The organism is Lentzea cavernae, assembly GCF_014653695.1.
GTDB lineage: Bacteria > Actinomycetota > Actinomycetes > Mycobacteriales > Pseudonocardiaceae > Lentzea > Lentzea cavernae.
Window position 1 is genome coordinate 637,744 of record NZ_BNAR01000003.1, and the last position, 13,667, is coordinate 651,410.

Sequence of the window (13,667 nt, forward strand, 5' to 3'; positions counted from 1 at the left end):
AAACGGCGGGCTCTCTCGCCGGCGGGCCGCATCAGCGGCAGCGGCGCGGCAGTCGTCCTGGTGTGCGAAAGCATGATCGAGCCCCCAGCTCCCATGTTTCCAGCTCCGGGAACACTCCGGACATCTCGTGTTCCCCATGCCGAGAGTAGGGGAGGGGCAAATGCGCCACAACCTGACTTCGGTCCGCGGCATTTCCGCCGTTTGTCGGTGCTGGTCAGGGTGCATTCCGGGGTGTGCAAGTGCGCCGTTTCGACTAACGGGCGCACCGCCGAACGCGGTCGCTCCCACGCGATCCGCCCACCCGGCGACCACGTCCTCGCGGCGTTCGCTATCGGCGTATTGCCGCTGGTAGCACGGAAATGTGCGTCGCGGTACCCCGGATGGCCTAGTGATCAGGTCAGAGATCAACCGGTTGGAACCTGTGATTGGCCACTGGGTACGGCCCGGCGCTGGAGGGCTGTTAGTGTTGCGGGCTGAACCCGGATGTCCTCCGGGTCGCTTGGTCGTGGCTACCTGACTCGGCCTGCCAACTACCGCATGTGCCGGTCCCTGGGGGTCGGCAACGCTCAGGAGGTTCGCGTGCTCGGCGCATTCCGCTCGGCTCTCGCGACGCCGGATCTACGCAAGAAGATCCTCTTCACGCTCGGGATCATCATTGTGTACCGGCTTGGTGCGACCATGCCCGCGCCGGGCGTGTCCTTCAAGAACGTGCGGGCGTGTGCAGAAGCGCTCGAGGGCCAGAACATCTACTCGCTGATCAACCTGTTCAGCGGTGGTGCTCTGCTCAACCTGTCGGTGTTCGCGCTCGGCATCATGCCGTACATCACCGCGAGCATCATCATTCAGCTCCTCACCGTGGTCATCCCGCGGTTCGAGCAGCTGAAGAAGGAAGGCCAGGCGGGCCAGGGCAAGCTCACGCAGTACACGCGCTACCTGACGATCGGTCTCGCGATCCTGCAGTCGACCGGCCTCGTGGCGCTGGCCGTGCGCGGTCAGCTGTTCGGTGAGTGCGACCAGGACGTCATCCCCGGCAAGGACAGCATCTTCACCCTCATCGTGCTGGTCATCACCATGACCGCCGGTACCTCGGTCATCATGTGGCTGGGCGAGCTGATCACGGAGAAGGGCATCGGCAACGGCATGTCGTTGCTGATCTTCACCGGCATCGCGGCCCGCATCCCGGCCGAGGGCAAGAACATCTGGGAGAAGGACGAAAGCCGGATCACGTTCTTCCTCGTCCTCGCCGCCGCTCTCATCATCATCGCGAGCGTCATCTACGTCGAGCAGGCCCAGCGCCGCATCCCGGTGCAGTACGCCAAGCGCATGATCGGCCGCCGCATGTACGGCGGTACCTCGACGTACCTCCCCCTCAAGGTGAACCAGGCCGGCGTCATCCCGGTCATCTTCGCCTCTTCGCTGCTGTACCTGCCGGACCTGATCGTGCGCCTGACCCAGGGCACGTCGACCGAGACGAACTGGTTCTCGACCTTCGTCCAGACCTACCTGGTCAAGCAGTCGAGCTGGGTGCACATCGCCTCGTACTTCCTGCTCATCGTCTTCTTCACGTACTTCTACGTCGGCATCACGTTCAACCCGGACGAGCGTGCGGACGAGATGAAGAAGTTCGGTGGCTTCATCCCCGGCATCCGTCCGGGTCGCCCGACCGCCGAGTACCTCAAGTTCGTCCTGGGTCGCATCACGCTCCCCGGTTCGCTCTACCTCGGCATCGTGGCGATCCTGCCGAACCTGTTCCTGGACCTGACCGGCGACGGCCAGAACCAGAACTTCCCGTTCGGCGGCACCGCGGTTCTGATCATGGTCGGCGTCGGTCTCGACACCGTGAAGCAGATCGAGAGCCAGCTCATGCAGCGCAATTACGAAGGGTTCCTCCGCTAGATGCGACTCGTTCTCGTTGGCCCGCCCGGTGCGGGCAAGGGCACCCAGGCCGAAGTTCTGAGCCGCAAGCTCGGCGTGCCGCACATCTCGACGGGCGACCTCTTCCGGTCACACATCAGCAACCAGACCGAGCTCGGGCTGGAGGTGCAGAGCATCCTCGACGAGGGCGCTCTCGTGCCGGACTCCATCACGAACGAGATGGTGCGCAAGCGCTTGGCCGAGTCCGACGCGACGGACGGGTTCCTGCTCGACGGGTTCCCCCGCAACGTCGCGCAGGCCGACAAGCTGGGCGAGTTCCTGGCCGTCGGCGGCCACTCGCTCGACGCGGTGCTGGAGTTCCGGGTCGACGAGGACGTCGTGGTGGAGCGGCTGCTCGCACGCGGTCGCACGGACGACAAGGAAGAAGTCATCCGGCACCGCCAGCAGGTGTACCGCAACGAGACCGCGCCGCTGCTGAGCTACTACGCGGAGAAGGTCGTCTCCATCGACGCGGTGGGCGAGATCGACGAGATCAGCGAGCGCGCGCTCGCCGCGCTGAACTCGTTGCGCGACGAGAAGTAAGCAGCTTGACGAGGCGGGCTTCGGTGCTCGTCGGCCTCCAGGTCGACGTCGCCGGGGCCCGCTGTTCTTTGCAGTGGGGGCGAGACCCCCTGGCCCCCCGCGGGTTCGCCGCGCTTGAGCGCTTCGTGAACCCGCCCAGTCGAGTCATCCGGTGAAAGCATGAGCAAGATCGAGATCAAGACCCCCGGCCAGCTGGAGGCCATGCGCGCCGCCGGTCTGGTCGTGGCGAGGGCGCTGCACAACGTCGTCGCGGCGGTGAAGCCCGGTGTGTCCACCTGGGAGCTCGACGAGATCGCCGAGCAGACCATCCGCGACGCCGGCGCCGTTCCGTCGTTCAAGGGCTATCACGGCTTCCCGGCGAGCATCTGCGCGTCGGTGAACGACCAGATCGTCCACGGCATCCCCAGCAAGCAGCAGGTGCTGGCCGAGGGAGATCTGATCTCCATCGACTGCGGCGCGATCCTCGACGACTGGCACGGCGACTCGGCCGTCACGGTCGGCGTTGGCGAGCTGTCGCCCGCGGACCACAAGCTCTCCGAGGCGACCAGGCTGTCGATGCTCGCGGGCATCGCGGCCGCGGTGCCCGGTGGCCGGCTCACGGACATCTCGTTCGCCATCGAGTCCTCGGCCGTCGAGTCGGGGGAGCGCGACGGCATCGAGTACGGCATCGTCGCGGACTACGGCGGCCACGGCATCGGTTCCAAGATGCACATGGACCCGTTCCTGCCGAACTACGGCAAGCCGGGCAAGGGGCCGAAGCTCAAGGTCGGCATGGCCATCGCGATCGAGCCGATGCTGACGCTCGGCACCGACGACTCCCAGGAGCTCGAGGACGGCTGGACCGTCATCACGCTCGACGGCACGCGCGCCGCGCACTGGGAGCACAGCGTCGCGATCACCGAGAACGGCCCCTGGGTGCTCACCGCGCCCGAGGAGGACTGACAGCCCCACGCTTCGCGCGTAGCCCCGTTCGCCTTCCGGTGAACGGGGCTATTTCGTTTGCCACCACGGATACGGTCGAGGTGACGAGCGAGTCCAATGCTTGGGGGCATTGTGGGGGTAACCCGTGTCGTCCTGTCCGCGCTTCTGATTCCACTTGCAGGCTGTGCTGCCTCTAAGCCGGCCACCGACTTCACCTACCAGGACGTACCGGCGGAACGCATCGCCGACCGGCTCTTCCTGGCCGACGTCATCGCGGAGACCGAGGGCTGCGACCCGCCGTTCTCCGACGTCCTGGTCCGGCGTCCGAACTTCATCAGCCCGCCACCTCCGGCCGACGGTGGATGCGGCGGCAGCGTGCGTGCCGCGGCGCCGTACGAGTACGGCGACGCAGTGAAACGCATCACGGCCCTGCACGACGTCGTCGTGCAGGAGTGGCAGGCGTTGCTCCAGTCCGGTCCGGAGGCCGCCGAGACGAGGGCGACCGGCGCCACGTTGCTGCAGTGCCTCGACCGGGCGGGGTTCACCCAGCGCGAGCAGGGCGATCCGAGTCTGCGCAGCTACGGCCTGGAGCAGGGGGATCCCGCGCTCGCCAACGCAGCTCAGAGGTGTTCTGACGAGTCCGGTTACGGGTCCAGGACCGCCGCTCAGCGCCTGCGGACGCTGCGGTCGGTGCTCGGCAGGCACGAGTCCGAGTTCAACGACGTCGCGCGGCTGCGGCCCGTGCTCGAGCGCGGAGCGGAGCCCGGCGGAGGTGCGGAGCGGGCCCGATTTGGGTTGCCGCTGTGAACTGCGTACACTGGTCAGGTGGCGCATCTGTCGCGCCGGTTCTGTCATGCCCTCGCAGGTGAGATCGAGCCGAGCTGGGACGCGTCCAAACGTATTTATCACCGTCACGAAACGCGGAGGACATGGGCAAGAAGGACGGGGCCATTGAGGTCGAGGGCCGCGTAGTCGAGCCGCTCCCCAACGCGATGTTCAGGGTCGAGTTGGAGAACGGTCACAAGGTACTCGCGCACATCAGCGGCAAGATGCGACAGCACTACATCCGCATCCTCCCTGAGGACCGGGTTGTCGTGGAGCTCTCGCCCTACGACCTGTCCCGCGGGCGCATCGTCTACCGCTACAAGTGACCTCCAGTAGCAGGAGATCTCAGGCGTGAAGGTTCAGCCGAGCGTCAAGAAGATCTGCGACAAGTGCAAGGTGATCCGCCGTCACGGGCGTGTCATGGTGATCTGCGAGAACCTGCGCCACAAGCAGCGCCAGGGCTGAGCAGATCCACTCGCGCTCGTCGGGATCTTCTGATGACGCAGTAACGAGAAGCCTCCTCGCACCTACCGCACGCAAGGTTCATCGGCGTGCGGACACCCCCGGATTCCAGGCCGGGGCCGGGACACCGGCTGTGAGAGCAGCCGGAACGACACACAGCGAGTCAGTCACCGGAACTGGGCGAGGAGCAGACCTGGAAGTAACCGACAGGAGTTAACCGCCACATGGCACGACTCGCTGGCGTCGACCTCCCCCGCGAAAAGCGGATGGAGATCGCGCTCACCTACATCTTCGGCATCGGTCGTACGCGCTCCAAGGAGCTGCTCGCCGCCACGGAGATCTCCCCGGACCTCCGGGTGAAGGATCTGACGGACGACGACCTCGCCAAGCTGCGGGACCACATCGAAACGAACTACAAGGTCGAGGGTGACCTCCGCCGCGAGGTTCAGGCCGACATCCGTCGCAAGATGGAGATCGGCTGCTACGAGGGTCTTCGGCACCGTCGCGGCCTGCCCGTTCGCGGTCAGCGCACCAAGACGAACGCCCGTACCCGCAAGGGTCCGAAGAAGACCGTCGCCGGCAAGAAGAAGGCCGGCAAGAAGTAAGACCTCGCGTCTACTGCCCTCAACTTAGGAGTTCGTTTTGCCACCCAAGTCCCGCACGGGCGCCGGGGTCAAGAAGGTCCGGCGCAAGGAAAAGAAGAACGTCTCGCACGGCCAGGCGCACATCAAGAGCACGTTCAACAACACCATCGTGTCCATCACGGACCCGCTGGGCAACGTGATCAGCTGGGCGTCCGCCGGCCACGTGGGCTTCAAGGGCTCGCGCAAGTCCACGCCGTTCGCGGCGCAGATGGCTGCCGAGAACGCCGCCCGCAAGGCCGCCGAGCACGGCATGCGCAAGGTGGACGTGTTCGTCAAGGGCCCCGGCTCCGGCCGTGAGACCGCGATCCGTTCGCTGCAGGCCGCCGGTCTCGAGGTCGGCACCATTCAGGACGTGACCCCGCAGCCCCACAACGGCTGCCGCCCGCCCAAGCGGCGCCGGGTCTGAGGAACGGGGAGGAGTAAGAACTCATGGCTCGTTATACGGGACCCGCGACGCGCATCTCGCGTCGCCTCAAGGTCGACCTCGTTGGTGGGGACCAGGCGTTCGAGCGCCGTCCGTACCCGCCCGGCCAGCACGGTCGTGGCCGGGTCAAGGAGTCCGAGTACCTGCTGCAGCTCCAGGAGAAGCAGAAGGCTCGTTACACCTACGGCGTTCTTGAGCGTCAGTTCGTCCGGTACTACAAGGAAGCGGTTCGCCGCCCCGGCAAGACCGGCGAGAACCTGCTCCAGATCCTCGAGGCCCGCCTCGACAACGTGGTGTACCGCGCGGGCCTCGCCCGCACGCGTCGCCAGGCTCGTCAGCTCGTCGCCCACGGCCACTTCATCGTCAACGGCCACAAGGTGAACATCCCGAGCTACCAGGTGTCGAAGTTCGACATCATCGACGTGAAGCCGAAGTCCATGCCGACGCTGCCCTTCGAGGCTGCCCGCGCGTCCTTCGGTGACCGCCCGATTCCCGCTTGGCTGCAGGTCGTTCCCTCGAACCTGCGCATCCTCGTGCACCAGCTGCCCGAGCGCGCGCAGATCGACACGCCTGTCACCGAGCAGCTCATCGTCGAGCTCTACTCGAAGTGATCCTCTCCGGACCACCGTCCCTCGTGGACGGTGGTCCGGGTCGGGTCCCGCATCGGCGCGAATGGTGTGCCGAGTGCGTTTGCCGGTCTCCGCGACTGGCCGAAGTTGGCGGCGTCAAATAGCGGGCGTCGTTGTAGAAAGGTTGAATCCAGTGCTGATTTCCCAGCGCCCCTCGCTCGCCGAGGAAGCGGTCTCCGAGACCCGTTCCCGGTTCGTCATCGAACCGCTGGAGCCGGGCTTCGGTTACACGCTCGGCAACTCGATCCGCCGCACGCTGCTCTCGTCGATCCCCGGTGCTGCTGTCACGAGCATCCGCATCGACGGCGTGCTGCACGAGTTCACCACGGTTCCCGGGGTGAAGGAGGACGTCACCGACGTCATCCTGAACCTCAAGGAGCTCGTCGTCTCGTCCGAGGAGGACGAGCCGGTGACCATGTACCTGCGCAAGCAGGGCCCCGGTGTGGTGACCGCGGGCGACATCGTGCCTCCGGCCGGTGTCACCGTGCACAACCCCGACCTGCACATCGCGACCCTGAACGGCAAGGGGAAGCTGGAGATCGAGCTCGTCGTCGAGCGCGGTCGCGGCTACGTCCCGGCTGTCCAGAACAAGCAGGCGGGCGCCGAGATCGGCCGCATCCCCGTCGACTCGATCTACTCGCCGGTTCTCAAGGTGACGTACAAGGTCGAGGCCACGCGTGTCGAGCAGCGGACGGACTTCGACAAGCTGATCCTCGATGTGGAGAGCAAGCCCTCGATCACCCCGAGGGACGCGGTTGCCTCCGCTGGTAAGACCCTGGTTGAGCTGTTCGGTCTCGCTCGCGAGCTGAACATCGACGCCGAGGGCATCGAGATCGGCCCGTCGCCGGCCGAAGCCGACACCATCGCCGCGTTCGCGATGCCTATCGAGGACCTGGACCTCACGGTCCGGTCTTACAACTGCCTCAAGCGGGAAGGCATCCACACCGTCGGCGAGCTCGTGTCGCGCAGCGAAGCGGACCTGCTGGACATCCGCAACTTCGGTGCGAAGTCGATCGACGAGGTCAAGATGAAGCTCGTCGGTCTCGGCCTCGCGCTGAAGGACTCGCCTCCTGGATTCGACCCGTCCGCCGCCGCTGCCGACTACCACGCCGGTGACACCGGCTGGGGTGCCGGCGCCGGCCTGGACTCCCACGACGACGGTCAGGACTACGCGGAGACCGAGCAGCTCTGACGCTCTGATTCAGAGCTAGAGGATCTCTTTTAGTAACTACAGGAGCAAGCGATGCCCACCCCTACCAAGGGCCCCCGGCTCGGTGGGTCTCCGGCGCACGAGCGGCTGCTGCTCGCCAACCTGGCGACGGCGCTGTTCCAGCACGGCCGGATCAAGACCACTGAGGCGAAGGCGAAGCGGCTGCGTCCGTACGCCGAGAAGATCATCTCCAAGGCCAAGGCCGGCGACCTGCACAACCGTCGCGAGATCATGAAGGTGATCCGCGACAAGGACGTCGTGCACAAGCTGATCGCCGAGATCGGTCCGTTCTTCAGCGACCGTTCCGGTGGCTACACCCGCATCACCAAGACGCTGGCGCGCAAGGGCGACAACGCCCCCATGGCCATCATCGAGCTGGTGCAGCAGAAGCTCGTCTCCACCGAGGCCGAGGCTGCGCGCAAGACCAAGTTCGCCAAGGACGAGAAGCCGGCGGAGACCGCCGTCGTCGACCAGGACGCCGAGGCGCCCGAGTCCGCGACCAAGGACGCCGCCGACCAGCCCGCTGAGGGCGCTGTCGAGGTCGACGGTGAGCCGTCGGCCGAGGACGTCGAGGCGGAAGAGGCCAAGGACGCCAAGGACGAGTCCAAGGACAAGTCCTGAGCGGTTTGAACGCTGATGAGCCCGTCGCTCCCCTTGGGGGCGGCGGGCTCGTTCGTGTGCGGTTCGACCTGGGGTATGACGGGACCGACTTTTCCGGGTGGGCTCGGCAGCCTGCTCGCCGGACTGTTTGTGGCGTTCTCGAGGACACGCTTTCCATGGTGTTGCGGGAGGACGTGTCTTTGACGGTGGCTGGGCGTACTGATGCCGGGGTGCACGCCTCCGGTCAGGTCGCTCATGCTGATCTGCCTGCTTCGGTTGACGTTCCCGGGTTGCCGAAGCGGTTGGCTCGGGCGTTGCCTGCTGATGTTCGGGTGTTCTCGGCTCGGGTGGTGCCTGTTGCCTTTGACGCTCGGTTTTCGGCGTTGAGGCGGCATTACGAGTATCGGGTTGCTGACGCTGACTTTGGTGCGGATCCGTTGCGGCGGTTGGACACTCTTGCCTGGCCCCGGCCGCTTGATGTCGCGGCCATGAACGTTGCGGCTGGGTTGTTGTTGGGGGAGCACGATTTTTGTGCTTTTTGCAAGAGGCGGGATGGGGCTACGACCATCCGGGAGTTGCAGCGGCTCGAGTTGGTGCGGTCTGCTGTTGACGGGGTGGTCACGGCGTTTGTGTCTGCTGATGCGTTCTGCCACTCGATGGTTCGGTCGTTGATCGGGGCGTTGTTGGCTGTTGGGGAGGGGCGCAAGGCTGTTGAGTGGCCTGCGTCGTTGTTGTCTTTGAGTGGGCGGGCTTCTGGGGTGACTGTGGCTCCTGCTCATGGGTTGTGTCTGGTGCGGGTGGATTTTCCTGGGGATTCGGAGTTGGCGGCTCGGGCTGAGATGACTCGGCGGGTTCGTACGTTGTCCTGACTCGTTGTTGGGCTCGCCTTGCGTGCTTCCCCCTGGGGGCTCTGCCCCCAGACCCCCGGCAATCTGATCCGGGGGGTGGCGCCGTGGGTGGGTTGATGGCACGCCTGTTTGTGTTGGGCGGCTGCGCGTTGCGTTGTTTGTTGCGTTGGCGGTGGGGTCCCGCCACAAGTCGCACCAGGAGCTGGCCACACCTGAGTAGGGGTGTCAACTCGACGAAAAGCGTGTCGAGTTGACACCCCTACTCAGGTGCAGCAAGAGCTGTGGCGCGACTCGTGACGGGACCCCACCGCCGAGGCCTCTTGGTAAGGACGGCTCGCCTGCGGCATCGCGAGCGATCTGCGTGCTTGTTGCGCGTGCTCTGACGGCTCGCCTTCGGCATCGCGGGGATGGGCGGCTCGCCTTCGGCCTTGCTGGTGTCCCCAGCCCAGCCTCAGTCGCGATCCCAACCCGCCCGAGCCTGCCCGGCCGCCTGCTTGGCCGCGCGCCCGGCCCGGTCCAGCCAGCCCTGCTGCCCTGCTGGCTCCGCTTGTCCTGCCGCGCCTGTCCTGCCCGGCTGCTCTTGCCTGCCCGGCCCGTCCAGAGCCAGCACAGCCCAGCCCGCCGGGCAGCCCTGCTCGGTCCGCCTGCCCTACCGAACCCGCACCGGAAGGGAGGAGCCCCCGGCGGGGGGACCGGGGGCTCCTGGTGGTGCGGCTTGGCTCAGAGGTCGAGGGTCAGCGGTCGTGGGTCAGAGGTCGAGGGTCCACGAGTCGATGTGGCCCGTGTCCTGGCGGTAGTTGTCGCGCACCCGCAGCTGCCAGGTGCCGTTGGCGTCCTCGGTGGAGAGGTTGACGGTGTAGGTGGCGTTGAGGTCGTCCGCGCTGTCGGAGCCGTTGGGGACCTTGAGGGTCTTGGTGGCGCCTGAGGGGGCGATGAGGGCCAGGTCCAGGTCGCCTCGGTAGGTGTGCTTGATGGCGACCTTCACGGTGGCCGTGGCGCCTGCCTTGCCGTTGCAGTCGGCGATGGTGATGGCGGACTTGACCTCGCTGGCGTCCGGGATGGCGGTGTCTTCGTCGTTGGTGACGGCGGGGCACTGGCCGGGCGGGTTGCCGGGGGCCGTGCCGGTGATGTGGAGGAGCTTGTTCGGGGACTCGGTGCCGGGGTTGGTGACCACGTCGGAGGTGGCGTTCTCGACGAGGGCGTCCCTGACCTGCTGCGGGGTGGCCGTGGGGGTGGAGCCCAGGTAGACGGCTGCGGCGCCCACGACGTGCGGGGTGGCCATGGAGGTGCCGCTGATGGTGTTGGTGGCCTCGTCGTTGGTGAGCCAGGCGCTGGTGATGTCGCGGCCCGGGCCGAAGATGTCGAGGCAGGGGCCGATGTTCGAGAACGACGAACGGGCGTCGGTGCGGTCCGTGGAGCCGACGGTGATGGCTTCCGGGGTGCGGGCCGGGGAGGTGTTGCAGGCGTTGGCGCCGCTGCCGTTGCCCGCTGCTAGGCCGTAGGTGACGCCTGCCGTGATGGAGCGCCTCACGGCGTTGTCGACGTCTGCGTTCGCGCCGCCGCCGAGGGACATGTTCGCCACCGCGGGCTTGCGGGCCGGGTTGGTCTGGACGTCGTTGGTGACCCAGTCGATGCCGGCGATGACGCCCGCGAACGTGCCGGAGCCCGTGCAGTCCAGGACTCGGACGGCCACCAGCTTCACGTCCTTGGCGACGCCGTACTTCGTGCCGCCGACGGTGCCCGCGACGTGGGTGCCGTGGCCGTCGCAGTCCGAGGCGTCGGCATCGTTGTCAACGGTGTCGGTGCCGGACACGGCGCGGCCGCCGAAGTCGGTGTGGGAGAAGCGGATGCCGGTGTCGATGATGTACGCGGTGACGCCCGCGCCCCGGTTCGGGTAGGTGTAGCTGTTGTCCAGCGGGAGTGCTCGCTGGTCGATTCGGTCGAGGCCCCAGGACGGGGTCGGGGTCTGCGTTTCGGACTTGCTGACCACGCCGTCCTGCGTCACGTGGTCGACGCTCGGGTCGGCGGCCAGGCGCTTGGCCTGGGTTTCCGACATCTGTGCCGAGAAACCGCGCAAAGCGGACTTGTAAGTGTGCTTCACCTTCGCGCCGTACTTAGCGCTGAGGTTCTCCGCACTGGCCGTGCTGAAGTCCTTCAGGACGACGATGTAGCTGTCCTTGACCGCGTTGGACGCACCGAGGTTCCGAATCTCCCCCTCGGGCGCAGCGGTGGCGGAGACGGACGACAGGACGAGCGCAGTGCCCGCCACCAGTCCGATTCCGCCCGCTCGTCTGGCCCACGATTCTCCCATAGCAGCAAGCTCCCTCGTCGCAGGGTTGTGCAGTGAGAGTTTTCTTAGTGGCGCGGACTGATTCCACACAAGACGGTCCACGAAATTGCCTTCGAATGCCGAATCAACAGATTTGCGGGTGCCTGTGAACCGGTTGGTGCCGCTGATCTCTTTACAAAACAATTGCGCCCCGAACGATGAACCGTTCGGGGCGCAAGTGTCGTCTATTCGTGCGAGTTCGAAGACCGCTCTCAATCGCCGCGGCGGACCGCTCCGAGGATCTGCTGTTCACCGGGGGTGGTGTACAGGCGCAGGTGCGCCCACATGTCCTGGCCCATCGCGATGACCTGGTCGTCCTTGAGCTGGGTCAGCTGCTGGAACATCTGCGGGCGCAGGCGCCACATCTGGCCCGCGAGCTGCGCCTGGCCCATCGGGAGGCGCTGCAGCAGCACGAGGTCCGCGTTGTTCGCCGTGGACGACGCCTGCGGGTGCAGGTACGGCAGCACGTACATCGTGGTCTGCCACGGGGCGCGCGGCGGGAACAGCTCCTGCGGGACGTGGCCGCCGTCGTGGATCACCAGCAGCGGCATGTCCTCGGTCGGGCGCGGGAGGTCCGCCGGGGACAGTCGGCGCAGCTGCACCAGTTGAGACGGACGGCCGTCCGGGCCCTGGCCCGCGGCGCGCACGACCGGCTGCCACGCCTGCGGCCGGCCGGTGGCGATGATGATCCACGCGCCGGTCGCCATGGCGCGCAACGCGATCTGGCGGGCCAGGTACAGGCCGCCCACGACGACCATGCGGGTCGGCGTGGGACGCAGGACGGACACGCTGAGCGGCTCGCCCTTCGTGCCCTGGCCGAGCATCATGCCGCCGCGGTCGCCGCTGGGGCTGACCAGGTCGAGCATGGACGGTGACACCAGGAACTCCGGTGCCACCGCGCCTCGGCCGCGCGAATCCAGCAGACGGGACGACGAGCTCATGCGACACCTCCCAGCGGCAGCGTCGCGGCGAGACCCGCGAGCTGCATGCCCCGCAACGGGGTCAGCGTGATGTCGAGCTTGTCACCCAGCTTCGAGAGCTGGTCCTCGGCCCTGTCCAACTCGCTCGGCGTGCGGGCGCTCACCCGCACCAGGCCGCGCAGCGAGACCTGACCGTCCTCGCGCGACGGTGAGATGGACATCGCGAGCGTCGACGAGAGAGCGCGCACACCGGTCAGCGAGTTCAGGTTGCCCTTGAGGCCCTTCGACGGCCAGCCGGTGATCGCGTAGCTCGCGTGACCGACGCCACCCGCGGTGACGCCCTTCCACTTCTCGCGCAGCGACACCGGGTTCGTGCCGCCGACGGCCGCGGTCAGCTCGGCCGACGAGATCGCCGCGCGCAGCAGCTCGTCCGAGTCGAGGGGGCGGATCGTGACGCCCGCGGACTCCAGGGCGTTGCGGACGCGGGACAACGCGCCGATCAGCGCGCGGTGGGCGCCGACGACGCCGCCGCCGCGCTCCCGGATCGCCTCGCCACAGCGGCGCGGGTCCAGCCGGACGGTGATCCACGTGGTGCGCCGGGCCGCCGCGGGCAGCGGGCCGAGCACCTCCATGTACGAGCTGACGGCCGGCGAGTTCGGCGGGAGTGCCGCGCTGCCGGGGTAGCAGTGCCAGATCACGGTGATCGCGTCGAGCACGACACCCCGGTCCTCGAGGCACGGTGTGAGCGCTCCCAGCGGCAGCGACGGCGCCGAGCCGACCGCGGAGATCAGCGGCGGCGTCGGGTCGACCAGCAGCACCGCGGTCCACACGCCGTCGTGCCACGACAGCGCGAGCGGACGGCGTTCGTGGTCGACGCCCTTCGCGATCACCAGGTCCGGGATCGCGAGGCGCAGCAGCGCGACGCGCGGGTCCTCCGGGCCGAGCACCTGCAGCTCGTCGTCACCGGGCTTGGACTCCGTCTGCTCCTGGCGGTTCGCGGTGCGGGTGTGCGACCGGAAGTTGTAGCGCAGGCGGACGCCGATCCACTGGGTGAGCCAGCGGCCGCGCGACCGGGTGAAGGCCAGGACCAGTGCGACGAGGAGCACACCGCCGGCAATTGAGACGGAGACGACGTTCAGCGCGTCGCCCTGCTTCACGCCCATGATCGCGAGCACGAGGAGGGCGATGGCGAGACCGACCTCGATCGTGACTACGTTCGACACGGGCAACGAGCCGAGGCTCACGCCCGCGGCTCTGCGACGGACACGCCCGACCGGACGCGGAGGCGCGGGTGCCTGCTGGCCGGGAGGACCGCCAGGTCCCTGCGGCCGTGCCATCCCTGGGTTGGGCCGGGGCGGATGTGGAGTGGTCACGGACATCCGTTGTGGTCTCTTTCCC

At 67.2% G+C, this 13,667-nt stretch carries 15 protein-coding genes; 12 read left to right on the forward strand and 3 right to left on the reverse strand.

The window, feature by feature from the left end; all coding sequences use genetic code 11:
- Nucleotides 1-579 precede the first annotated feature (579 nt).
- The 12 genes from secY to truA all read left to right on the forward strand — a co-directional run bounded on the left by secY (nt 580) and on the right by truA (nt 9,041).
- A complete protein-coding gene (gene secY / locus IE307_RS13355; RefSeq protein WP_191298192.1) occupies nt 580-1,896 on the forward strand; it encodes a preprotein translocase subunit SecY in 1,317 nt (438 codons plus the stop codon).
- Nucleotides 1,897-2,457 (forward strand): adenylate kinase, encoded by a 561-nt coding sequence (locus IE307_RS13360; protein WP_191298193.1) that lies wholly within the window; start codon nt 1,897-1,899, stop codon nt 2,455-2,457. It abuts the gene before it with no gap.
- 159 nt (nt 2,458-2,616) lie between these two features.
- Nucleotides 2,617-3,399, forward strand: coding sequence for a type I methionyl aminopeptidase (gene map / locus IE307_RS13365; protein WP_191298194.1), 783 nt, complete (start codon nt 2,617-2,619; stop codon nt 3,397-3,399).
- Nucleotides 3,400-3,510: 111 nt separating this feature from the next.
- On the forward strand, nt 3,511-4,185 hold the full coding sequence (locus IE307_RS13370) for a hypothetical protein (protein WP_191298195.1): 675 nt from the start codon (nt 3,511-3,513) through the stop codon (nt 4,183-4,185).
- A 122-nt stretch (nt 4,186-4,307) separates the two neighbouring features.
- Nucleotides 4,308-4,529 (forward strand): translation initiation factor IF-1, encoded by a 222-nt coding sequence (gene infA, locus IE307_RS13375; RefSeq protein ID WP_005166804.1) that lies wholly within the window; start codon nt 4,308-4,310, stop codon nt 4,527-4,529.
- A gap of 25 nt (nt 4,530-4,554) precedes the next feature.
- Nucleotides 4,555-4,668 carry a 50S ribosomal protein L36 gene (gene rpmJ, locus IE307_RS13380; RefSeq protein ID WP_010148647.1) on the forward strand — a complete coding sequence of 38 codons (114 nt, stop codon included), beginning with the start codon at nt 4,555-4,557 and terminating at the stop codon, nt 4,666-4,668.
- Between the two features lie 221 nt (nt 4,669-4,889).
- The gene (gene rpsM / locus IE307_RS13385) at nt 4,890-5,270 is read left to right on the forward strand and encodes a 30S ribosomal protein S13 (protein WP_089915254.1); all 381 of its coding nucleotides are present in this window, start codon (nt 4,890-4,892) and stop codon (nt 5,268-5,270) included.
- A 37-nt stretch (nt 5,271-5,307) separates the two neighbouring features.
- Nucleotides 5,308-5,715, forward strand: a complete 408-nt coding sequence (rpsK, locus tag IE307_RS13390) for a 30S ribosomal protein S11 (protein ID WP_015105236.1) — start codon at nt 5,308-5,310, stop codon at nt 5,713-5,715.
- A 23-nt stretch (nt 5,716-5,738) separates the two neighbouring features.
- Complete coding sequence (rpsD, locus tag IE307_RS13395; protein ID WP_191298196.1) at nt 5,739-6,344, forward strand: 30S ribosomal protein S4; 606 nt, start codon at nt 5,739-5,741, stop codon at nt 6,342-6,344.
- A 151-nt stretch (nt 6,345-6,495) separates the two neighbouring features.
- The gene (locus IE307_RS13400) at nt 6,496-7,554 is read left to right on the forward strand and encodes a DNA-directed RNA polymerase subunit alpha (RefSeq protein ID WP_191298197.1); all 1,059 of its coding nucleotides are present in this window, start codon (nt 6,496-6,498) and stop codon (nt 7,552-7,554) included.
- A gap of 51 nt (nt 7,555-7,605) precedes the next feature.
- Nucleotides 7,606-8,193: a 50S ribosomal protein L17 gene (gene rplQ, locus IE307_RS13405; protein ID WP_191298198.1), complete on the forward strand. Its 588-nt coding sequence runs from the start codon at nt 7,606-7,608 to the stop codon at nt 8,191-8,193.
- Between the two features lie 56 nt (nt 8,194-8,249).
- Nucleotides 8,250-9,041 (forward strand): tRNA pseudouridine(38-40) synthase TruA, encoded by a 792-nt coding sequence (gene truA, locus IE307_RS13410; protein WP_191298199.1) that lies wholly within the window; start codon nt 8,250-8,252, stop codon nt 9,039-9,041.
- A gap of 727 nt (nt 9,042-9,768) precedes the next feature.
- Here the strand turns inward: truA and IE307_RS13415 are convergent.
- From IE307_RS13415 to eccE, 3 genes are all read right to left on the reverse strand, one after another.
- Nucleotides 9,769-11,331, reverse strand: a complete 1,563-nt coding sequence (locus IE307_RS13415) for a S8 family peptidase (protein WP_191298200.1) — start codon at nt 11,329-11,331, stop codon at nt 9,769-9,771.
- Between the two features lie 230 nt (nt 11,332-11,561).
- Complete coding sequence (locus IE307_RS13420) at nt 11,562-12,290, reverse strand: hypothetical protein (RefSeq protein ID WP_089915236.1); 729 nt, start codon at nt 12,288-12,290, stop codon at nt 11,562-11,564.
- The gene (gene eccE, locus IE307_RS13425; protein ID WP_229904656.1) at nt 12,287-13,492 is read right to left on the reverse strand and encodes a type VII secretion protein EccE; all 1,206 of its coding nucleotides are present in this window, start codon (nt 13,490-13,492) and stop codon (nt 12,287-12,289) included. The genes IE307_RS13420 and eccE overlap by 4 nt, the downstream gene beginning before the upstream one ends.
- Nucleotides 13,493-13,667 lie beyond the last annotated feature (175 nt).

Bases quoted from the DNA above. Each gene is read 5' to 3' on its own strand.
- rpsD (WP_191298196.1), top strand. From the start codon at position 5,739: ATGGCTCGTTATACGGGACCCGCGACGCGCATCTCGCGTCGCCTCAAG.
- map (WP_191298194.1), top strand. From the start codon at position 2,617: ATGAGCAAGATCGAGATCAAGACCCCCGGCCAGCTGGAGGCCATGCGC.
- IE307_RS13415 (WP_191298200.1), bottom strand. From the start codon at position 11,331: ATGGGAGAATCGTGGGCCAGACGAGCGGGCGGAATCGGACTGGTGGCG.
- IE307_RS13420 (WP_089915236.1), bottom strand. From the start codon at position 12,290: ATGAGCTCGTCGTCCCGTCTGCTGGATTCGCGCGGCCGAGGCGCGGTG.
- rplQ (WP_191298198.1), top strand. From the start codon at position 7,606: ATGCCCACCCCTACCAAGGGCCCCCGGCTCGGTGGGTCTCCGGCGCAC.
- rpsM (WP_089915254.1), top strand. From the start codon at position 4,890: ATGGCACGACTCGCTGGCGTCGACCTCCCCCGCGAAAAGCGGATGGAG.
- IE307_RS13360 (WP_191298193.1), top strand. From the start codon at position 1,897: ATGCGACTCGTTCTCGTTGGCCCGCCCGGTGCGGGCAAGGGCACCCAG.
- infA (WP_005166804.1), top strand. From the start codon at position 4,308: ATGGGCAAGAAGGACGGGGCCATTGAGGTCGAGGGCCGCGTAGTCGAG.